The following is a 20,682-nucleotide window of genomic DNA, read 5'->3' as shown; positions in this document are numbered from 1 at the left end:
ATCAGTCTCCCAAGGGTTGACGCTCGCCGCCGCCGCGATGCGAATCGAGCGCGTGCTTCATGCGGCGCAACAGTTCGCGGCTGTGATCGGCCTGCTTGACGGCCAGTTCGGTGACGAGCAAATCGAGCGCCATCATCATCGCGTAACGCGACGACGAGGGCTTGTAGATGAAATCCGTTTCGATCGCGATGACCGGAACCAGCCAGTCCGCGAGCGCGCCGAGCGGCGATGCGGGCGCGGTCAGCGCGATCACGCGCGCGCCGTACTGCCTCGCCAGCGCGCAGCTTTCGACGATCTCGGGCGTCTGCCCCGTCACCGAAAGCGCGACGACCACATGTTCCTTCGATAACGTCGACGCCACCATGCGCTGCAACAGCCCGTCCTGATACGACGCGACCGGCCGCCCGAGCCGCACGAGGCGAAAGCGCATTTCGTCGGCGAGCGCCGTGGAGCCGCCGCCCATGCCGAACACGTAGATCATCGACGCGGCCGCGAGCGCATCCGCGGCTTCGGCGATCGGCGCGGCGGCGAGCGCGCCCTGATTCTGCGCGAGCGTCGCCTGCACTTCCTCGAAGATGCGCGCGGCGAGCGAATCGGGCACGGCGTCCGCGTCGCGCCGGAAGAAACGCTGTCCGACGCCCGCCGCCTGCGCGAGCCGCAGCTTCAGTTCGCGCACGTCCTCGCAACCGACGGCTTTCGCGAAACGCGTCACCGTCGCGACGCTGACCTCGGCCTTGTCCGCCAGCGCGCCGATGCTCGCGCGCGACGCGCTCACGATGTCGTCGAGAATCAGCGCGGCTACCTTGCGCTCGGCCCCGCGCAACTCGGGCGCCCGCTCCGCGATGCGTGCGACGATGTCGAAACTGAGCGTGTCGGCGTGGCCGTTCATGGTTTACGATGAGCCCGTGTTACTAAATAACATTTCCTTCCCGGATGCTACTTTGGTTAACATGGCACCGTCAACCTTGACGCACATCGCACTGCGCGCGGGGTTTATTTAAACGGACGATGGAGTGGCAGCACATGAAAGTTACAAACTATCAGAACGCGACGATCGACCCGTTCGGCAAGGGCCTCGGCATGGTGCCCGGCACGGGCATCCAATTGAACGACGCGTCGCGCCTGCAATGGAATCTGCTCGAAGAGGACGTGAGCCTGCCCGCCGCCGTCCTCTATTCGGATCGCATCGAACACAATCTGAAGTGGATGCAGGATTTTGTCGGCGAATACGGTGTGAAGCTCGCGCCGCACGGCAAGACGACGATGGCGCCGCAACTTTTCCGCCGTCAGCTCGACACCGGCGCGTGGGGCATTACGCTCGCGACCGCGCATCAGGTGCGCGCGGCGTATCGCGGCGGCGTGCATCGCGTCCTGATGGCGAATCAGCTCGTCGGCAAACGCAACATGGGCATGATCGCCGAATTGCTCACGGACGCGAGTTTCGAGTTCTTCTGTCTCGTCGATTCAGCCGATGGCGTCGATCAGCTCGGCGAATTTTTCAGCTCGGTGCGCAAGAAGCTGAACGTGCTGATCGAACTCGGGGTGCCGGGCGGACGCACCGGCGTGCGCGATGACGCGCAGCGCGATGCCGTGCTCGCCGCGATCGCGCGCTGGAACGGCACGATCGAACTCGCGGGCATCGAGTTGTATGAAGGCGTGCTGCAGGACGAAACCAAGGTGCGCGAGTTTCTGAAGAGCGCGGTCGATGTCACGCGCAAGCTGATCGGCGAAGGCAAGATCGCGCGCAAGCCGGCGATTCTGTCGGGAGCGGGATCGGCGTGGTACGACGTCGTCGCCGACGAGTTCGCGAAGGCCAACAGCGATGCGATCGAGGTCGTGCTGCGGCCGGGCTGCTATCTGACGCACGACGTCGGCATCTACAAGAAAGCGCAGAACGAGATTTTCGCGCGCAATCCTATCGCGAAGAAGATGGGCCAAGGTCTGAAGCCGGCGCTGCAACTATGGGCGTACGTGCAGTCGATTCCGGAACCGGACCGCGCGATCATCGGTCTGGGCAAGCGCGATTCCGCGTTCGATGCGGGCATGCCGGAGCCGGCGAAGCATTATCGTCCGGGCAACGAAGCGCCGCGTGACGTATCGCCCGACGAAGGCTGGGAGATTTTCGGCCTGATGGATCAGCACGCGTACTTGCGCATCAAGCCGGGCGACGACGTGAAAGTCGGCGACATGATCGCGTTCGATATCTCGCATCCGTGCCTGACGTTCGACAAGTGGCGTCAGATTCTGGTCGTCGACCCGAAGTATCGCGTCACCGAAGTGATCGAAACGTTCTTCTAAGCCTTTTCTTCTAGCGCGGCCGCCGATGCGGCATTCGCGGCCGCCACTTCCTGAAGGCGTCCCTCGAACATGTGCAGCGCGCTCGACAAGGCCTCGATGGCCTCGTCGGGCAGCGAAGCCATCGTGTCGTGAAGGAACGCATTGCGTCGCGGCAAACCATCTTCCGCGATGGCGCGTCCTTGCGCCGTCAGCGCGACATTCGACACGCGATTGTCGCGTGCATCGACGCTGCGCACGATCCAGCCGAGTCCTTCCAGCGTCTTTAGCTGACGCGTCAGCGCGCCTGGGTCGACTTTCAGATGCTCGACGAGCCGCTTCTGCGACAGCACGCCCGCGTGCTCGTGCAACGCGAGCAGAATGCGCCAGCGTGGCATCGGCTGGCCGACGGCCGTCTCGAACGCCGACATGAACGCGCGATATGTGCGCCCGAATTGCTGCACCACGGCGATACGGTCCTGTTCATTCATGCTCTTTCTCTATCATTCGGCGAGGATGACCGGCTCTTGCGGCCCTTTCAGTCGCACCGGCGGAACGCGGCGCGACTGCCACAACGACACCACCGCGATCACCGCCGCGAGCGCGAGACCAATGTGGATCGCGGCGACGAGCGCTTCGCGCGCGGCTTCGAGCAGCATCGCGCCGTTATGCCCCGCCGCGCTCAGTTGCGCAAGCAGCGTCTCCTGACCTTCGCGATTGATGAGGATTTGCGGATCGGAGAGATCGGCGGTCCAATGCATCGCGTGATCTTTTTCCAGCGCGAGATTCACGCCGCTCGCATAGAGATGCGCGACAAGCGTGCCGGTGAGCGCCGTGCCGATCATCCCGCCGATCATGCGCAGCGACTGCAAAAGCGCCGTCGCGATGCCCAGATGCGCGCGGCCCGCGGTCTGTTGCGCGAACACGGTGAGATTCGGCATGACGAAGCCGAGGCCGAGTCCGCCGAGCAGCATGACGACGAGCAGCAGCGAACGCGGCATGTTGTGCGTCGCGACGACGATGCCGAGACACGACACCGCGAGCAGCGCGAAACCGACGTACAGCATCAGATTGGCGTTCTTCAGGCGCGTGACGATGCGCCCGTTCACGATGCTGCCGATCGTGATGAACACGACGAGCGGCGTAATCATCATGCCCGCGTCCTTCGGCGACATGCCGAAGCCGCCCTGGAACAGCAGCGGCGCATAGAAGAGCAGCGAGAACATCGTGAAACCGCCGAGAATCGCGAGCGTGAAGAGCGCGGCGAGCGCCTTGTTGCGAAACATGTCGATGGGCAGGATCGCGTAATCGCAGCGCATTTCCCACTTCCACAGCGCGAAGCCGGCGGCGACGCTCATCGCGAGCAGCGCGACGGATTCCGCGCCGAAGCCGTGTTTCGGCAGCATTTCGACGAACAATTGCAGCGCGCCGAGCGCCACCGCGATCAGCGCGGCGCCGGGCCAGTCGAGGCGCATCTTGCCTTCATGCGCGACGTGCCGCAGATGCGGCAGGAAGCGCCACACGAAAAAGAGCGACACGATGCCCACCGGCAGATTGACGTAGAAGACCGAACGCCAGCCGTAATACTGCGTGAGGAAGCCGCCGAGCGACGGCCCGACCGCGTTCGCGATGCCGAACGCGGAACTCATCAGCACTTGCCAGCGCAGGCGCACGACGTTATCGGGGAAAAGATCGGCGATGCACGCGAACGCCGTGCCGACGAGCATCCCGCCGCCGATGCCTTGCAAGCCGCGCGCGAGCACGAGGAACATCATGCTGTTGGCGAGCCCGCAGAGCACGGAGGCGACGGTGAACACGACGATCGACGCGATCACGAACGGCTTGCGGCCGTAGTAATCGCCGAGGCGTCCGAAAATTGGCACGGTGATGACGGAAGTCAGAAGATACGACGTGGCGACCCACGCGTAGAGATCGAAGCCTTTAAGCTCCGCGACGATCGTCGGCAGCGCGGTGCCGACCACAGTCTGATCGAGCGCGACGAGCATCGTGACGAACGAAACGCCCAGCATCGCCATGAGGGATTCGCGAAAAGGCAGCACCTGCCCGCTGGAATGATGCGCGGCTGTATGAACGGCCATCTTTGTAAGCGCAATGATTGACTAGTCAACGGAAATGGAATCATAGCACGGGCGCGCACTCTAATTCTGCGTGTCAACTTACCTTTTCCCGGATAGAACCCTCGCATGGAACCGACGCCGATCATCACCTCGCCGCTTACGACCGAAGATTTCGCGGCCCTTGCCCGCGCGAAGGAATTGCTGGAAAGCCCGTCGCTGACGATGAAGCTGGCGAGTGTCGTCGGCGCGCCCATCGAAAAGCTGATGGGCCGCTTGCCGGCCGCCGCGCAGGAAAAAGTCGACGACGCGACGCAGCTCGCGCTGAAGAAATGCCTTCAGGTCGCGCTGCGCACGCTCGGCAAGAGCGCGCCCTCCGATTCGCTACTCGCGCCGCCGCCCGACAAGCCGCACAACCTGATGCACAAACTCGCCGTCGCGACGACCGGCGCGGCGGGCGGCGCATTTGGACTGTTCGCGTTGCCTGTCGAGTTGCCCGTTACGACGACGCTGATGTTCCGCTCGATCTGCGATATCGCGCGCAGCGAAGGCGAGGACGTGCATCGAGTCGAGGCGCAATTGCAATGCATGATGGTGCTCGGCATGGGCGGCACCAAAACCGACGACGACAACGCCGATCTCGGATATTTCATCGTGCGCGGCGCGCTTGCGCAGTCGGTCTCGCGCGCGACAAACGAGATCGCCGCCAAGGGTCTGAGCAGTCACGGATCGACGGCGCTGCTCAAGTTCCTGCAGACGGTCGCATCGCGGTTTTCGGTGCAGGTCAGCGAGCAGGTCGCGGCGAAGTCGATTCCGGCGATCGGCGCGGTGCTCGGCGCGATGGTCAACACCGTGTTCATCGACCATTTCCAGCAGATGGCGCATGGGCACTTCACCGTGCGCAGGCTCGAGCGTCGATACGGCGCGTCGGCGGTCGAGCGCGCGTATCAGACGATCGAGGTCATGGGCGGGCGATGAGCATTCGTCGCCGCCGCCGTCGATTCGATGAATGCGGCGGCGTGCGCGAGCGCTTCGCGCGCCTCGGGCATGAACGGCGCCCAGATCTGGAAGATGTGCGGCACGCCGCGCCAGATTTCCATTTCGACGCGCACGCCCGCCGCGCGCGCTTTGGCTGCGACGCGGGTGGCGTCGTCGAGGAGCAATTCCGTATCGCCGGCCTGGACGAAGAGCGGCGGCAAGCCTTCGTAATCCCCGAAAACGGGCGACGCGTAAGGATTGCGCGCGTCCGCCGCGCCGAGATATTGCTCGGCCACTTTGGGAAACGCCGACGCGTGATACATCGGATCGCGGCCGTCGTTGGTTCGCATCGACTCGCCGCTGGACGTCAGATCCGTCCACGGTGAAAACAGCGCGGCTGCGGCCGGAAGCGGATCGCCTGCGTCGCGCAGCGAGAGAAGCGTCGCGAGCGCGAGGCCGCCGCCCGCGGAATCGCCCGCGATGACGATCGATTGCGCCGGCACCCCGTTTTCGAGCAACCGACGATAGGCCGCGACGCTATCGTCGAGCGCCGCTGGAAAGCGATGTTCCGGCGCAAGACGATAATCAAGCGAGAAAACGCTGGCATTCGCGCGGGTCGCCAATCCGAACGTAATCGCTCGATGACTGCGGGGCGAGCAAAAGTAATAACCGCCGCCGTGCAGATAAAGAATCGTTGCGCGCGGCGTTGTCGGCGGGATGAGCCATTCGCCGCGCAGCGGTGCATCGCCGATTGTCTCGCGAATGTCGAGCCGCCATCCTTTCGGCACGCGCGGCGACCAGAGCCGGCGCGACGCGTAGTCGCGCGCGAGTTCGACGTCGAGCGTGGGATGCGCGCTGTGCGGACGCACGCGTTTCGCTACGACCCAGCACGCGAAGGCGCTTTGCCAACTCATCGTCGCCGAGCGTCAATCGGCAGGCACCACCTGACCGCGTATCTCGCCGGTCGGGTTCTCCTGCGTGTGAATATTGAAATACCACTGACCCGCCATGAGATCGGTGACTTGCGGGTCCGTCAGCGTCGCTTGTCCTTTCATCGGGCTCGCGAGCGCTTTCTTGTCGACGGGCACTTGCACCTTCGCGTTCTGCCCGACCGGCGCGGGGCCGTGGAAATGCGCCATCGTCACCGGACCCGATAGCTCCGCATAAGTCGCGGTCCAAGTCAGCACTTTAGTGTCGGTGTCGAAAGTGGCGTCGAGGATGCCGTGGCCTTTGCTCACGCGCGGCGGAACTTCGCTCGAAGGCTGGAGGTTCGCTTTTAGCGCGACGGAGTCGGCGTGAGCGGGGCTCGCGGCGAGGGTCGCGAGCAGCAGAATGGGTATCCAGCGGACATGTGGTCGGCATGTCGAGATCATCATTGCTCTCCTGGTCGCGGTCAGTGCGCGTTTTGCTGGTAGGACCGCATCGCCATGGTAGATCAATTCAAATGCGTGACGCATTTCTCTTCGGTGAAAGCGGGCGCGCCAATGCGAAAAGGGCGCCTCGCGGCGCCCTTCTCTAGCTAGCTACAACAGCTTGGTACTGCTCTGACCGCTTTAGAAGCGGTGACGGATACCCGTCGTCAGGAGAACCTGACGGCTGCTCGAGGAAGCGTCGCCTGCGCCGCTGATAGCAGCGCGCGGGTACACGCCGTCTCCACCGCCGCTCGCGATCTGCACAACGCCTTCAGCATAGATGTCGGTGCGCTTGGACAATGCATAGTCCGTCTGCAAACCGAACTGGTGACGGCGAACGCGCCTGGACTCCTCCAGCGGATCTTCGGTCTTGGCGTACGTGAAGGTGTAAGCCGCACCAACCGACAGTGCCGGGCTAAGTGCGTAGCGGCCGTTGATTTCGTAGTTATTGGTAATCGACGAAGAATCAAGCGCGGCGTTGCTATTGTTGTCGAGGCGGATCTGCGTCCAAACCAGACCGAACGTCATAGCACCGGTCGTGAAACTACCGCCCGCACCGAACGTACGCACGCGTGCTGTGTCTTGATCGGCCGGAGTGAACAGCGTTACCGGAACCTCCGTGATCGCGCCGACGTTGTTCGAGTTGTAACCGTTCGCTTGCGTGTATGCCGCGCCGAACTTGAACGGACCATTCGCATAGCCCGCACCGAGGCTGTATGCACGGTTTGCGGCGAAGCTGCCCGCGGTGTTCGAGAAGCCGTATGCGCCAGCGAACGACAGGCCGGAATAGTTCGCACTCACGAACTTGATGGAGTTGTTAATGCGGAAAGCGTTACCGTCCAGATTGTCCAGATCGCCCGGGTGCGCGAAGTACGTGCCGCCCCACGAGCCGGTCGCGCTCAACGGGCCGAGATAGTCAGCAACAGCGTCGTTCTGACGACCGAGCGTCAGAGTACCCGCTTGCGCCATCGACAGACCGACGTAAGCCTGACGGCCGAACTGGCGACCATCGCTGGTGCCGTTCGCGATGTTGAAACCGTTTTCCAACGTGAAGACGGCTTTCATGCCACCGCCGAGGTCTTCAGCGCCGCGCAAGCCCCAACGGCTGTTCTGCAGATTGCCGCTGGTCACGCCCCACGCGCTTGCCTTTTCGTAGCCTGCGCCGAACGGAGCTTGCACGTTGTTGACGTACGTCAGGCCCGCATCGACCAGACCATACAGCGTGACGCTGCTTTGCGCGCTTGCAGCAGTTGCGAACGAACCGGCCAGAGCGGCGACGGCCGTTACGATCAGAGTCTTTTTCATGTGTATTCCTTTGAGTCTTGAGACTCGATGGGTTGCTTCAGGCCAAACGCCTGTCGAGTTCGGACTCCCGTCTTCGCTCGTCTTGTTCAGCACCGATATTCGGCACGGCAAAGTTTATTGCCCGCTATTTTTGAGAAACCGCCAAAGGAATCACAAAAACCTTTTCGAATAATTCGAAAAGTTCAATTTCGGGATGGGTTAACGCTTAGGCCGCATGGACTTACGCGTCATCCGATTAGCGCCGTGCGAACGCGCCTATGGACACGAGTTGCGTTCATGCCACAGTGGTCACATTGAGACATTCGTCTCCGATCAGAACACTCCGATTCCCCAGCTTGTCATCGCGCTCTAACATCGCGCACGCGAGGCCGCGCTTTAGCCGCCGGCATTTATCGGCATACTCGAAGCGTTCGAAATGCGCTTCTCACATCGATCGCTCAATGAATCAACTCCAGGCGATGCGCGTCTTCCTGAAAGTGGCGGAAACCGAATCGTTCGGCCGTGCCGCCAACGCGCTCGATCTATCCAACGCCGTGATAACGCGCTACGTCTCGTTGCTCGAGGCGCATCTCAACACGCGCTTGCTGAACCGCACGACGCGCAGCGTGTCGCTAACCGAGGCCGGTCGCGCCTATGCGGACGGCTGCCGTGCAGTGATCGAACAGATCGAGACGATCGAAGCGTCAGTGGGGAACAGTTCGGTCGACCCTTCGGGCACGCTCAAGCTCGTCGCGTCGGCATCATTCTCATTGCTCGGACTCACGCCAATGCTGCGCGGATTCCGCGAGCGATACCCGAACGTGAAGTTGCGCTTGACGCTGCTGCATCGTCCGGTCGATCTCGTCGCGGAGGGCTTCGACGTCGGCATCGTCGTGCCGCATCTCGTGAACAGCGGCATGCTGATCAACCGCCCGTTGGTGAGAGTCGCGGCGGTGCTCGTCGCCGCACCGGCTTATCTGGCGCAACGCCGCGCGCCCGTCGGGCCGGCATCGCTGGCGTCACATGAGTTTCTCGCGCCGTCTTCGGATATCCATGGATCGACGTGGTCCTTCATCGGACCGTCGGGAGAGACGGAAAGCGTCGAACTCGATCCGGCATACAGCGTGAACAGTTCGCACATGCTGCGGCAGGCGGCGCTTTCCGGAATGGGAATCGCGGTGCTCCCGGAGAGCTACGTGGCGCAGGATATCGAGGTGGGTTCGCTCGTGCGACTGCTGCCCGGCCATACGCTCAAGGACGCTGACAAGGAAGTGTCCATCGTCTACCCCGGACGCCGGCACGTTTCGGCCAAGACACGCGCGTTCGTCGATTTCGCGCTCGCCTATTTCCGCGATGGCGAACTCGCCGATGCGAGTCCCTGCACACCTACGGAATAAGAAAGCGCCCGGTCAGAGAATTGCGGCGCCTTGCGCGTGGATACGGTCCACGAGCTGCTCGCATCGCGCGATCAACGCAAGTCCCTCGCGACGGCGCACGTCGCGCGATTTCACATGCAGATCGCGACGAAACTCCTCCAGCGCGCCGAGCAGCGGCCGATACTGCAACACGCTCGCCGCCCCGACGACGCGATGATGCCAGTCCCGCAGATCATCGACCGTGCCGCGATCGAGCAATTGCCGAAGCGCCACGAGATCCTCGCGGAACGACGACACGAACGCATCCAGCAATGCCTTGACGGTCGCTTCGCTGCCCCATAGTTGCGCCATGGCGCTCAGATCGAGTTCGTCATCGTCGCGGGCCGGCACATCGGTTCCCTGAGCGGAATGTGTAACGGCTTCGGGCGCAGGATCATTCGTGATCCACCATCGGTTCAGATGCTCCCGCAAGGTAGCGAGCCGGGTCGGCTTCACGAGACAGTGGTCCATGCCCGCCTCACGGCACTTGCGCAATTCGTCGGGCGCCGTGCTCGCCGTGACGCCGAGGATCGGCAAGCGACGCGACGCGCCGGCTTCATCCGAACGGATGCGTCGAGCCAGTTCGTAGCCCGTCATGTTCGGCATGTGGCAATCGGTAATCAGGAATCCGTATCGGGTGTCAGCGAGGGCAGCGTATGCCTCGGCGCCGTCGTGCACGACATCGCACGCGAAACCCAGCAGGGTAAGCTGATTTCGAATCAGCTCCTGATTCACCGGATGATCTTCGGCGACGAGCACGAGCCTGCCGCTGCGCAGCGCGTCTTCCCGGTCGGGCGCCACCATCTTCGCTTCGTGCGAATGCGTGACGCCCGATGCGACCTGCGGCATGCCTGTCAATGCGGCGACGCAGGCCGCGCCGAGGCCGTGCCACGAAATCGGATTGACGCTCACGCGGATGTCGTCTTCGAGAATGCGGTATCCCGTCGGCTTCGGCTTTTCGGTTACGTGGATCACACGCGAAGCGGATGGCGAAGCGTGCTTGTGCGTATCGCTCAGAAAGACGATCTCGATGTCTTCGAGCAACTCGTGTTCTGATCGCGCGAGTTCGTCGGGCGTGTAGCGCAGCAATTGCAGACCAAGCGCCTCGCCATAGTGCACGAGGGCCGCCGCGACGCGATCGTCGTCGATCGCCACGATGCCTCGCTTGCCGCGCAATCCGTCGATCTGATAATGCAAGGTCTCGACGGGCATCGTGAGACGAACGGTCATTGCCGTGCCGACGCCCAGCGCGCTTTCAAGGCTCATCGCGCCGCCCATCAGCGCGACGAGACGATTGCAGATCGTCAGGCCGAGCCCGGTGCCGCCGAAGCGCCGCGTCGTGGAGGTTTCAGCTTGCACGAACGGCTCGAAGAGGCTTCGCTGCGCGTCCGGAGCGATCCCGATGCCCGTGTCTTTCACGCACAGTTCGATCACCTGCGCCGACTCGGTGTGCTCGACCGCGCGAACGTGCAGCGCGACATCGCCCTTGATCGTGAACTTGATCGCGTTGCTCATCAGATTGAAGAGAACCTGCCTGAGCCGCACGCTGTCGCCCCTGACCGCCGCGGCCACTTCGGGCGCCACGTCGACGCGCACGCGCAGGCCCTTTTCGTGCGCTCTTGCGGCGAGCAGGCCCACCGCACTATCGACGAGTTCGCGCAAATCGATCGGCGTGGACTCGATCGTCAGCCTGCCGGCCTCGATCTTCGAATAGTCGAGGAGATCGTCCAGAATCTGCAGGAGCGCGCTCGCCGAATCCTGAATCATGCCGAGCATTTGCGACTGGTCGGGGTTCAGACGCGTATTTTCGAGCACTTCGACGAGCCCGAGCACGCCGTTCATCGGCGTACGGATTTCATGACTCATCATCGCGAGGAAGTCGTCCTTCGCGCGCGATGCGGCTTCGGCGGCGTCGCGCGCGCGGGCGAGTTCGTCGGCGCGGGCGTGCTCGACACTCGCGTCGGCCCAATAGCCGCTCCAGACCACGGCGCCGTCGTCTTCGCGGTGCGCGACGAGATCCGCGCGAATCCAGCGGTGCACGCCTTCCACCGTCGAACGAAACTCGGTGTGCAGCGGCTCGAGTGTCCGCGCCGAAGTTTCGATTTCCGCGAGAAGCCGGGCGCTGTCTTCGTCGTGGACGTGCGTCAGCGCGTGAATCGGATCGTCGGCCAGAGCGGCGACGTCCAGACCGAGCAACTGACGCGTATCGCCATCGATATAAGGAAGGCTGTACGTGCCGTCGCTCGCGCGGCGCAACTGGAACACGACCGCCGGCAGCGATCGCGTCACGTCGTGAAGACGCCGCTCGGTTTGCCGCGCGCGCGTTTCGGCGTCGCGAATATCGGTGATGTCGATCATCGTGCCGACGACGCCCGCTCGCTCCCCGTTCGACGCATTGAACGCGCCCGTCCAGAAAAGCCCGCAGCGCGAGTGATTGCTGTTGTCGGCAAATTCCGCTTCGACTTCCTGACGTTGACCCGTTTTGAGCGTCGTGCTGGTCAACTCGTGAAGCACGCGGCTGTGCGCGTCTCCCCACGCCGTGACTTCGACGCTCGTGCGTCCGAGAACGTCTCCGCGTCGAACGCCGAGCGCTTCTTCGAAGGCACGATTCACCGCGATGTAGCGATTCTGCATGTCCTTCGCGACGAGGGGATACGGCACCACCTCCATCATGGTCTGCTGGAAACTGAGTTGCGTAGCCAGACGCTGCTCGGTCTCCATGCGCCGTCCCATTTCCTGCTGCAATCGGACGAAAGCGCGCAGCGTCACGAACAAGACGGCTGCGATGCCGATGAGCGCAGGCAGCAAGCGCAACGCGGAGATATGCGTGGTCGCGGATGCCGCCTGCCTGGCGACGGCTTGCGTCTCGGCTTGCCTGAACGCCCGCTTGATCAACAGGTCGAGCGGCTGCAACTCGGAATGCATCGCGTAGTTCAAGGTTCCGGGCGGGCTCGGTGCGACGATCATTTCGATTTCGCCGCGTTGAAACGCCGATGCGGCCGTGGGCCAGTCGTTGAATCGCTTCGGCTCGAACGTGACGCCGAGGGACTGTTCGATTTTGGCGAGCGCGACTTCCGGCGGCTGAAGCGGCTGATCCGGACGACCGCGTGACGCTTCTATCAAGCCGACGGCGATCGGATTCAGCGTGCGCAAATAACCGCGCTCGGGCTCATCGAGTTGGACGCTGGCCGTTGCGTCGTTTGTATTTTTTCGAAGTCCAGAAGTCGGCTGGGAAGCGTAGGCATGCGGGTCGGCCGCATTGCCGAACGATGGCGCGATCAGGCTGAAAAGGAGCAAACAACGCGCGAACAGAAATCTCAATTCGAATCCTTCGGATGCGGGCCGGCGCGGCAAGGACCGTTGCTGCGCCGTCTGAGCAAGATCTCGATGACGCCGATTCACGGCTTTTGACCGCTACGAGTCGCCGCGCTTCGTGCTTGCCTGTCGAGTGCAAATGTCTTGAGTCTGAGCCGCTGCGTATCAGGATCGAATCAGAACCGTCCCAATTTGCTCCTAAACCGGGCATCGGCGACGGCTACACCACTTCAGACCAGGCCGACTTGCTGAAAGTAGGCGACCAGCTCCTCCTCGCTATCGAGTCCCAGCTTGCGCATGCCGGCACGCTTCTGCGTCGCGATCGTCTTGCGGCTTCGTCCGAAGTGCTCAGCGATCTCATGGACCAGAAGACCGCGAGCGTAGAGCTGGAAGACCTCCCATTCGCGTCGGCTCAGTACGCCCACGCGCGCCGGCGATGTCGCAGGCAAATGGCGCACGGCCGCCTCCACGGTTGGGGAGAGGAAACAGCCGCCGGCTTCAGCGACGGATATCGCGTCGTGCAGGCATTCGAGTCCGTCGCGCTTGTCGATCACGCCGTCTACGCCGAGCTGAACGAGCCCGGCCAGCATTCGCGTTTGGCAGATCATCGTGAGCACGATGATCTTCGGCCGCTTTTCCTGCCAGGTCAGACGCCTGAGAAAGGTGATCGAGCTGCTTTCCCCGTCGATACCGCGCATACCGATGTCGGAGAAGATGAAGTCACACGGCGTGGTATCGATTGCTTCGGCAAGTTCCAGCGTGTCGCACGCGGTGGCGACCACGCGCACCGCGCCATCTCGCTCGAGCAGGGTTTGAATACCCTTGATGACGACCGGATGGTCATCCGCAACGATGGCGCGTTTCGGCGTTCTTGTTCTCATTCTGTTATGCGTTCTTGCTGGCCTCAGGGCTTGCGCGGCGTGCGCGCTATGCGATGCGTCTAGATCAAGCCACTGTCCGCGATAAATCGATACAAATCCGCGTCTGTCGATAAATCGAGCTTTCGCATGGCCGCGCATTTTTGGGCGCTGATCGTCTTCACGCTGCGATCGAGTTCCTTCGCGATCTCGGTGACATTCGCGCCGCGTGCATAGCGCTCGATCACTTCCAGTTCGCGGCTCGTGAGCCGCTGACGAATGAAACGCGCGTGGCTTTCGGAATCCGCGAGCGCGAGCGTGCGGCGTATTGCGGGCCCAAGATAGGTTTCATTGGCGATGACCGAAACAATCGCGACGTAGATCAGCTCAAGCCGGTCTTCCTTGCTTAGAAACGCGTGGGCTCCCGCTTCCAGCGCCTGCTTGACGAGCGCGGCGTCGCCGCTGCGCGACATGACGACGATCCTGACCTCCGGATACTGGTTCGCCACATGCTGAATCAGCTCGACGCCGTCGCCGTAACGTCCGCCCGGCATGAAATAGTCGATGACGACGACGTCGCACTCGCCGCGAGCAAGCGACTCTTCGAGTTGGGTCGAATTAGCGTGACGACTTACCACCTCTACATTGGGAAAATTCCCAGCGAGTCGCTCGACGGCGAGGATGACGAGAGGATGATCATCCGCTATTGCGAGCCTTATCCGTTTAGCGTGCGAGAACACCTGGTTCCCGTTCCAGAACTCCATTGCCTCAAACCCCTTCTAGTCCTGCGGACCAGAATTCACATCCAAAAAAGAGAAGGTCGATCATCCGGCATCGAAAAATTTAGATACATAAGATGCATCCGAAACCATTTCAGTGCGCCAAAAACTCATCCTAATCCGCGTGCGCGCACAAACGCGAATAACCCGGGATCGTTTCTTACGCCTAGCTTATTCATCGCATCACGTTTCTGACGGCTGATCGTGCGAACATCGCGATCGAGTTCTTTTGCTATTTCGGTAATCGAATGGCCTTTGGCAAACAGGCGGACGACTTCGATCTCTCGCACGGACAGGCGCGGCTCCTCCGGCGAAAATTCGGTCTCCGTGCCCGCTTCCGCAAGCGCCGCGACAAACGAGGCGCTCACGAAACGGCGTCCGACGCTCGCATGCCGCACGGCCGTCACCACGAGTTCGATGGGTTCGGCCTTGTTGACGAGGCTCATCGCGCCGGCATTCAGGATGGAGCGCAAAATCGCGACGTTGCTCACGCTTGTGAGCACGACGATGCAGAGGTCGGGGAAATCCTGGCGCACCTTGCGAATGAGACGGAGACCGTCATTTGCATCCGCTCCCGGCTCGGGCATGGCGAAGTCCGTGACCAGCACATCGCACGGCTTGACCGCGAGTTCTGCCAACAAAGTGCTCGCATTATTTGCCTCGCCGACGACCTCTAATCCGTCTGCGGCGGCGAAGATGGCCTTCATCCCAAGGAGAACGAAAGGATGATCGTCAGCCAGTACTATTCGAAGCTTCAAGGGGCCCCCGGTTATTCTTGGTCTCGGTGAAAATGCTTGTGGGCTGCAACAGCGCGCAACGGATTAATCCACGCGGCACGATTAAGCACGGCTTTCCGATTCGCGTTTACCAGAAACACATAAACCGCAAACCTTCAAAAACCTCAATTAGATGACGACAAGCAAATAAAGATTGCGTTTATTTTCTCGGATAATCGCCTCAAAAATAGAATGTGACCAATTTGCAGGCCATAGGATAAATCCGATTAGACTGCGGAATAGTTGGTGTGCACTTGATGGCGTACGAGCGCGACTATCAGGCGCCGAGCGCTTAATAGGCTCCGGCGCGAGCAATAGATCACACCGCAATCAGGAAGCGCCTCGCCGACTCAAAAAAAAATGGGCCTCAGGCTGTTTCAGCCAGAGGCCCATCTTCCGATGCGCGAATTGCCGGTGATTCTTTAGAACGGGATATCGTCGTCCATGTCGTCGAAGCCGCCGCCTGCCGGCGCGCTCGGGCGGCTGGAACCGCCGCCTGCTGAGCCGCCGCTCGCACGACCGCCTGCGGGCGCGCGTCCGCCGCCGCCGCCGCCACCGCCGCCCGAACGATCCATCGGCGCGCTGCGGCTGTAGCCGCCATCATCGCCGGCACCGGCGCCGCCGCGACCGCCGAGCATCTGCATCTGATCCGCGACGATTTCGGTCGAATAGCGCTCCTGGCCCGATTGATCGGTCCATTTGCGCGTGCGAATACGCCCTTCGATGTAAACCGACGAGCCCTTCTTCAGATATTCGTTGACGATTTCGGCGAGCCGGCCGAAGAACGCCACGCGATGCCACTCCGTGAGTTCCTTGAATTCGCCGGAGGCCTTGTCCTTGTAACGGTCCGTCGTCGCGAGACGAATATTGGCCACGGCGTCGCCGCTCGGGAGGTAGCGGGTTTCCGGGTCGGCGCCCAGATTGCCCACGAGAATGACCTTGTTGACTGATGCCATGATTTCTCCGGTAGATTCCTTGCTAACTGTCAGCCGAAAGATGCGATTGGACCGATCTCGTCTTCAGACGTGGATTCGGTTGCACCCTGTCGGCTCGATTCGATGATTCCAATTTCTCTCAGGCCGCGCGCTCTGTTCTGCGCGGTGGCGGCTTCATCCATGCAGCGACGATGAGCCACGCCAACACCAGCGCCGAACACGCGAAGAAAACCGCGCTCGGCCCGTCGAGCTTCAGCAGCCAGCCGCCGATCACCCCGCCGAGGGCAAGGCCGATCGACTGCGTCGTGTTGTACACGCCCGCCGCCGCGCCCTTTCTCGTGCCCGGCGCAAGCTTCGACACCAGAGACGGCTGCGACGCCTCCAGCACGTTGAAGCCGAGAAAGTACACGAACAGAATGGCTGCCACGGACCACAGCGTATGGGGAGCCGCGCCCAATAACAACTGGCCGATCAGGATAAGCCCGATCGCACTCAGCATCACGCTCTTCATTTTTCCACGTTTCTCGGCGGCGATGATGGCCGGCACCATGAGCACGAACGCGAGCGCCATCACGGGCAGGTAAATCTTCCAGTGCGATGCGACCGGCAACCCGCCGTCCACCAGAATGCGCGGCACGACGAGGAAAAGCGCGGTCTGCGTCGCGTGGAGCACGAGCACGCCGAAGTTCAAGCGCAACAACTCGACGTTGTGCAGCACTTCCGCGAACGGCGCCTTGACGTGAACCGGATGCGCGGGCGGATCGGGCACGATCCAGAACACCACGCCCACCGCGAGGATCGACAGGACGCCGATCACCGTGAAAAGCCCGCTCATGCCGACCCAGTGGAACACGATCGGCGCGCCGACGATCGCCACCGCGAACGACACGCCGATGCTGCCGCCGACCATCGCCATCGCCTTCGTGCGGTTTTCCTCGTGCGTGAGATCGGCAATGAACGCGATCACCGCGGACGAAACGGCGCCCATGCCCTGGATCACGCGCCCGGCGATGATCCACGTCATCGAATGCCCGGCGGCCGCGACGAAGCTGCCCACCGCGAAGACGAGCAAGCCGAACGCGATGACCGGCTTGCGCCCGAGCTTGTCGGAAATCCAGCCGTAGAAGATGTAGAGCATCGACTGCGTGACGCCGTAGGCGCCAAGCGCAATGCCGACGAGCAGCACGTTGTCGCCGCCGGGGATGGTTTTCGCGTACACCGAAAACACCGGCATGATCATGAAAAGACCGAGCATGCGCAGCGCGAAGATGGCAGCGAGCGACACGGTCGCGCGCAACTCCGGCGCAGACAGACGTGTGGACGTGGCAGACGGATTGGACATCAGAAACGGGAAAAGGATGAGGGTCGCGTCTGGCCTGGCCTGCGGCGCAGCCAGGCGCGGCCGCCTTGTTCTTGCTCGAAACGGCACTATATGGAATCGCACGGCTAAAAGCGCGCCGCTCGATGCGTCGGCGCTCTCCCGTACTTGGCCGGCAAGTCCCCGCGCCGGCCGATCGACGCGCATCCGGCCCTTGGGCTCGGGCGCTGCGCCCTTTAAAAGTCGTTATAGTAGCAGGTTTGGCCCCCTCTCTTTCCGCCCGGCAATGGCTTCGTGGCCCGTCCGGACAGATGAAAGCGCCGCTGAAAACATCCGAAAGCACCCGAAAAACGCCGGAACGAACTCGTGGAAGAAATTCGTATTCGTGGGGCTCGCACCCACAATCTGAAGAACGTCAATCTCGACTTGCCGCGCCATAAGTTGATCGTGATCACGGGGCTGTCGGGGTCGGGCAAGTCGTCGCTCGCGTTCGACACGCTCTATGCGGAAGGCCAGCGCCGTTACGTGGAAAGCCTCTCGGCGTATGCGCGGCAATTTTTGCAGCTGATGGAAAAGCCGGACGTCGATCTGATCGAAGGTTTGTCGCCGGCCATTTCGATCGAGCAGAAGGCCACGTCGCACAATCCACGCTCGACGGTCGGCACCGTCACTGAAATTCACGATTACCTGCGTCTTTTGTACGCGCGCGTCGGCACGCCGTATTGCCCGGATCATCTGATTCCGCTGGAGGCGCAAAGCGTCTCGCAAATGGTCGACGCCGCACTCGCGCTGCCTGAAGAAACCAAGCTGATGATCCTCGCGCCGGTCGTCGCGGATCGCAAGGGCGAGCACGTCGAGCTGTTCGAGGAAATGCAGGCGCAGGGTTTCATCCGCTTTCGCATCCGCTCGGGCGGCGGCACGGCGAACGAAGGCGTCGCGAAAATCTACGAAGTCGATTCGCTGCCGAAGCTCAAGAAGAACGACAAGCACACGATCGACGTCGTGATCGACCGTCTCAAAGTGCGGCCGGACATGAAGCAGCGCCTCGCGGAATCGTTCGAAACCGCGCTGCGTCTCGCCGACGGCCGCGCGATCGCGCTCGAAATGGACACCGAAAAGGAGAAGCTCTTCAGCTCGAAATTCGCGTGCCCGATCTGCTCGTATTCGCTGCCGGAACTGGAGCCGCGTCTTTTCTCGTTCAATAATCCGATGGGCGCGTGCCCGGAATGCGACGGTCTCGGACAGATCACGTTCTTCGATCCGAAGCGCGTGGTCGCGCATCCGTCGCTGTCGCTCGCGGCGGGCGCGGTAAAGGGCTGGGACCGGCGCAATCAGTTCTATTTCCAGATGCTGCAGAGCCTCGCGGCATTCTACGAATTCGAAATCGACGCGCCGTTCGAGGATCTGCCCGAGAAAGTGCGCAAGATTCTTCTGTACGGCTCGGGCAAGCAGGCGATTCCGTTTTCGTACATTAACGAGCGCGGGCGCGCGTCGGTCCGCGAGCATGCGTTCGAAGGCATCATCCCGAATCTGGAGCGGCGCTATCGCGAGACCGATTCGGCGGCGGTGCGCGAAGAACTCGCGAAATACCAGAACAATCAGCCGTGCCCGGCGTGCGAAGGCACGCGTCTGCGGCGCGAAGCGCGCTTCGTGAAAGTCGGCGCAGAAGAACAGGCGCGCGGCATCTATGAAATCAGCGGCTGGCCGCTACGCGATGCGCTCGGCTATTTCCAGACGCTGCGTCTGGAGGGCGCGAAGGGCGAAATCGCCGACAAGGTCATCAAGGAAATCGTCGCGCGGCTCTCGTTTCTGAACAACGTCGGGCTGGATTATCTGTCGCTGGAACGCAGCGCGGAGACGCTTTCCGGCGGCGAGGCGCAGCGCATCCGGCTCGCGTCGCAGATCGGCTCCGGCCTTACGGGCGTGATGTACGTGCTCGACGAGCCGTCGATCGGCCTGCATCAGCGCGACAACGACCGGCTGATCGACACGCTCAAGCATCTGCGCGATATCGGCAATTCGGTGATCGTCGTCGAGCACGATGAGGACATGATCCGCATGGCCGATTACGTCGTCGACATGGGACCGGGCGCGGGCGAGCACGGCGGCGTGATCGTCGCGCAAGGCACGCCGGTGCAGGTGCAAAAGGACGGGAATTCCATTACCGGGCAGTATCTGTCCGGCAAGCGCACGATCAGCTATCCCGCCGAGCGCACCGCGCCGGACGAGCGCATGCTGCGCATCGTCGAGGCGTACGGCAACAATCTGAAGCGCGTGACGCTCGATTTGCCCGTCGGACTTCTGACCTGCGTGACGGGCGTGTCCGGCTCGGGCAAGTCGACGCTCATCAACGACACGCTGCAGCACGCGGTCGCGCAGCATCTGTACGGCTCGGCGACGGAGCCCGCACCGTACGAGTCGATCGAAGGTCTCGAACACTTCGACAAAGTGATCGCCGTCGATCAGTCGCCGATCGGCCGCACGCCGCGCAGCAATCCGGCCACTTACACCGGACTGTTCACGCCCATCCGCGAACTGTTCGCAGGTGTGCCGGCGGCGAAGGAGCGCGGCTACGACCCCGGCCGCTTCTCGTTCAACGTGAAGGGCGGCCGCTGCGAAGCCTGTCAGGGCGACGGCGTTCTGAAGGTAGAAATGCACTTTTTGCCGGATGTCTACGTGCCCTGCGACGTGTGTCACGGCAAGCGCTACAACCGCGAGACGCTGGAAGTCCAGTACAAGGGCAAGAACATCAGCGAAGTGCTGGACCTGACGGTCGAGGCCGCGCATGAGTTCTTCAAGGCGGTGCCGGTGGTGGCGCGCAAGCTGAAAACGCTGCTCGACGTCGGTCTCGGCTATATCCGGCTCGGCCAGTCCGCGACGACGCTATCGGGCGGCGAGGCCCAGCGCGTCAAGCTTTCGCTGGAACTGAGCAAGCGCGATACCGGTCGGACGCTATATATCCTCGACGAGCCGACGACCGGTTTGCACTTCCACGACATCGCGCTTTTGCTCGAAGTGATTCATCGATTGCGCGATCAGGGTAATACTGTCGTAATCATCGAGCATAATCTCGACGTAATCAAAACCGCCGACTGGGTCATCGATCTCGGTCCGGAAGGCGGCGCCGGCGGCGGGCAGATCATCGCCCAGGGGACGCCGGAGCAGGTTGCGAAGTCGAAGGCGAGCTTTACCGGCAGATATCTGGCACCCTTGTTGCAACGAGCCAAATCGGCGGCCTGATTCACGGCGCCGGTCTGGCTGCCG

General features: G+C 62.3%; 17 protein-coding genes. 5 read left to right on the top strand and 12 right to left on the bottom strand.

Going from position 1 to position 20,682, the window contains the following annotated elements:
• Position 1: 1 nt before the first annotated feature.
• Positions 2-889, bottom strand: coding sequence for a MurR/RpiR family transcriptional regulator (locus NCS02_RS01940; RefSeq protein WP_250519293.1), 888 nt, complete (start codon positions 887-889; stop codon positions 2-4).
• A gap of 134 nt (positions 890-1,023) precedes the next feature.
• On the opposite strand from NCS02_RS01940, the gene NCS02_RS01935 reads away from it, so the two are divergent.
• A complete protein-coding gene (locus NCS02_RS01935) occupies positions 1,024-2,298 on the top strand; it encodes an amino acid deaminase (protein WP_008351648.1) in 1,275 nt (424 codons plus the stop codon).
• Here NCS02_RS01935 and NCS02_RS01930 read toward each other — a convergent pair.
• Together NCS02_RS01930 and NCS02_RS01925 are read right to left on the bottom strand one after the other, a co-directional pair.
• Entirely contained in the window at positions 2,295-2,765 is a 471-nt protein-coding gene (locus tag NCS02_RS01930) for a MarR family winged helix-turn-helix transcriptional regulator (protein ID WP_008351651.1), read from the bottom strand. The two genes, NCS02_RS01935 and NCS02_RS01930, sit on opposite strands and share 4 nt — an antisense overlap.
• 12 nt (positions 2,766-2,777) lie before the next feature.
• On the bottom strand, positions 2,778-4,373 hold the full coding sequence (locus NCS02_RS01925) for an MFS transporter (RefSeq protein WP_250519292.1): 1,596 nt from the start codon (positions 4,371-4,373) through the stop codon (positions 2,778-2,780).
• 105 nt (positions 4,374-4,478) lie between these two features.
• Between NCS02_RS01925 and NCS02_RS01920 the strand changes: the two genes are divergently transcribed.
• Positions 4,479-5,327 (top strand): EcsC family protein, encoded by an 849-nt coding sequence (locus NCS02_RS01920; RefSeq protein WP_008351653.1) that lies wholly within the window; start codon positions 4,479-4,481, stop codon positions 5,325-5,327.
• Here the strand turns inward: NCS02_RS01920 and NCS02_RS01915 are convergent.
• From NCS02_RS01915 to NCS02_RS01905, 3 genes are all read right to left on the bottom strand, one after another.
• The gene (locus NCS02_RS01915) at positions 5,297-6,241 is read right to left on the bottom strand and encodes an alpha/beta hydrolase (RefSeq protein WP_250519291.1); all 945 of its coding nucleotides are present in this window, start codon (positions 6,239-6,241) and stop codon (positions 5,297-5,299) included. The genes NCS02_RS01920 and NCS02_RS01915 overlap by 31 nt on opposite strands.
• A gap of 12 nt (positions 6,242-6,253) precedes the next feature.
• Positions 6,254-6,700 (bottom strand): CHRD domain-containing protein, encoded by a 447-nt coding sequence (locus NCS02_RS01910; RefSeq protein WP_008351655.1) that lies wholly within the window; start codon positions 6,698-6,700, stop codon positions 6,254-6,256.
• Positions 6,701-6,880: 180 nt separating this feature from the next.
• Positions 6,881-8,044 (bottom strand): porin, encoded by a 1,164-nt coding sequence (locus tag NCS02_RS01905; protein ID WP_175979781.1) that lies wholly within the window; start codon positions 8,042-8,044, stop codon positions 6,881-6,883.
• Between the two features lie 440 nt (positions 8,045-8,484).
• Here NCS02_RS01905 and NCS02_RS01900 point away from each other — a divergent pair, with 440 nt between their 5' ends.
• Positions 8,485-9,420 carry a LysR family transcriptional regulator gene (locus tag NCS02_RS01900; RefSeq protein ID WP_008351657.1) on the top strand — a complete coding sequence of 312 codons (936 nt, stop codon included), beginning with the start codon at positions 8,485-8,487 and terminating at the stop codon, positions 9,418-9,420.
• A gap of 12 nt (positions 9,421-9,432) precedes the next feature.
• On the opposite strand, the gene NCS02_RS01895 is transcribed toward NCS02_RS01900, so the two are convergent.
• Entirely contained in the window at positions 9,433-12,591 is a 3,159-nt protein-coding gene (locus tag NCS02_RS01895) for an ATP-binding protein (protein ID WP_250522867.1), read from the bottom strand.
• Between the two features lie 90 nt (positions 12,592-12,681).
• Here NCS02_RS01895 and NCS02_RS01890 point away from each other — a divergent pair, with 90 nt between their 5' ends.
• Positions 12,682-12,849, top strand: a complete 168-nt coding sequence (locus NCS02_RS01890; RefSeq protein ID WP_250433626.1) for a hypothetical protein — start codon at positions 12,682-12,684, stop codon at positions 12,847-12,849.
• A 134-nt stretch (positions 12,850-12,983) separates the two neighbouring features.
• Here the strand turns inward: NCS02_RS01890 and NCS02_RS01885 are convergent, their stop codons facing one another.
• The 5 genes from NCS02_RS01885 to NCS02_RS01865 form a co-directional block, all read right to left on the bottom strand.
• Positions 12,984-13,634, bottom strand: coding sequence for a response regulator (locus NCS02_RS01885; protein WP_008351659.1), 651 nt, complete (start codon positions 13,632-13,634; stop codon positions 12,984-12,986).
• 59 nt (positions 13,635-13,693) lie between these two features.
• Positions 13,694-14,374: a response regulator gene (locus tag NCS02_RS01880; RefSeq protein WP_033536541.1), complete on the bottom strand. Its 681-nt coding sequence runs from the start codon at positions 14,372-14,374 to the stop codon at positions 13,694-13,696.
• A gap of 125 nt (positions 14,375-14,499) precedes the next feature.
• Complete coding sequence (locus tag NCS02_RS01875) at positions 14,500-15,147, bottom strand: response regulator (RefSeq protein ID WP_034470552.1); 648 nt, start codon at positions 15,145-15,147, stop codon at positions 14,500-14,502.
• 440 nt (positions 15,148-15,587) lie between these two features.
• Complete coding sequence (locus tag NCS02_RS01870) at positions 15,588-16,121, bottom strand: single-stranded DNA-binding protein (RefSeq protein ID WP_175979779.1); 534 nt, start codon at positions 16,119-16,121, stop codon at positions 15,588-15,590.
• Positions 16,122-16,239: 118 nt separating this feature from the next.
• Positions 16,240-17,442, bottom strand: coding sequence for an MFS transporter (locus NCS02_RS01865; protein ID WP_075583486.1), 1,203 nt, complete (start codon positions 17,440-17,442; stop codon positions 16,240-16,242).
• Between the two features lie 342 nt (positions 17,443-17,784).
• Here NCS02_RS01865 and uvrA point away from each other — a divergent pair, with 342 nt between their 5' ends.
• Complete coding sequence (gene uvrA / locus NCS02_RS01860; protein WP_175979777.1) at positions 17,785-20,658, top strand: excinuclease ABC subunit UvrA; 2,874 nt, start codon at positions 17,785-17,787, stop codon at positions 20,656-20,658.
• Positions 20,659-20,682 lie beyond the last annotated feature (24 nt).

Origin of the sequence: Caballeronia sp. NCF2, assembly GCF_023631205.1 — a bacterium.
GTDB classification, from domain to species: Bacteria; Pseudomonadota; Gammaproteobacteria; order Burkholderiales; family Burkholderiaceae; genus Caballeronia; species Caballeronia zhejiangensis.
This window is presented reverse-complemented; position numbering and strand designations above follow the sequence as displayed.

Bases quoted from the DNA above. Each gene is read 5' to 3' on its own strand.
- NCS02_RS01940 (WP_250519293.1), bottom strand. From the start codon at position 889: ATGAACGGCCACGCCGACACGCTCAGTTTCGACATCGTCGCACGCATC.
- NCS02_RS01935 (WP_008351648.1), top strand. From the start codon at position 1,024: ATGAAAGTTACAAACTATCAGAACGCGACGATCGACCCGTTCGGCAAG.
- NCS02_RS01930 (WP_008351651.1), bottom strand. From the start codon at position 2,765: ATGAATGAACAGGACCGTATCGCCGTGGTGCAGCAATTCGGGCGCACA.
- NCS02_RS01925 (WP_250519292.1), bottom strand. From the start codon at position 4,373: ATGGCCGTTCATACAGCCGCGCATCATTCCAGCGGGCAGGTGCTGCCT.
- NCS02_RS01920 (WP_008351653.1), top strand. From the start codon at position 4,479: ATGGAACCGACGCCGATCATCACCTCGCCGCTTACGACCGAAGATTTC.
- NCS02_RS01915 (WP_250519291.1), bottom strand. From the start codon at position 6,241: ATGAGTTGGCAAAGCGCCTTCGCGTGCTGGGTCGTAGCGAAACGCGTG.
- NCS02_RS01910 (WP_008351655.1), bottom strand. From the start codon at position 6,700: ATGATCTCGACATGCCGACCACATGTCCGCTGGATACCCATTCTGCTG.
- NCS02_RS01905 (WP_175979781.1), bottom strand. From the start codon at position 8,044: ATGAAAAAGACTCTGATCGTAACGGCCGTCGCCGCTCTGGCCGGTTCG.
- NCS02_RS01900 (WP_008351657.1), top strand. From the start codon at position 8,485: ATGAATCAACTCCAGGCGATGCGCGTCTTCCTGAAAGTGGCGGAAACC.
- NCS02_RS01890 (WP_250433626.1), top strand. From the start codon at position 12,682: ATGCGGGTCGGCCGCATTGCCGAACGATGGCGCGATCAGGCTGAAAAG.
- NCS02_RS01885 (WP_008351659.1), bottom strand. From the start codon at position 13,634: ATGAGAACAAGAACGCCGAAACGCGCCATCGTTGCGGATGACCATCCG.
- NCS02_RS01880 (WP_033536541.1), bottom strand. From the start codon at position 14,374: ATGGAGTTCTGGAACGGGAACCAGGTGTTCTCGCACGCTAAACGGATA.
- NCS02_RS01870 (WP_175979779.1), bottom strand. From the start codon at position 16,121: ATGGCATCAGTCAACAAGGTCATTCTCGTGGGCAATCTGGGCGCCGAC.
- NCS02_RS01865 (WP_075583486.1), bottom strand. From the start codon at position 17,442: ATGTCCAATCCGTCTGCCACGTCCACACGTCTGTCTGCGCCGGAGTTG.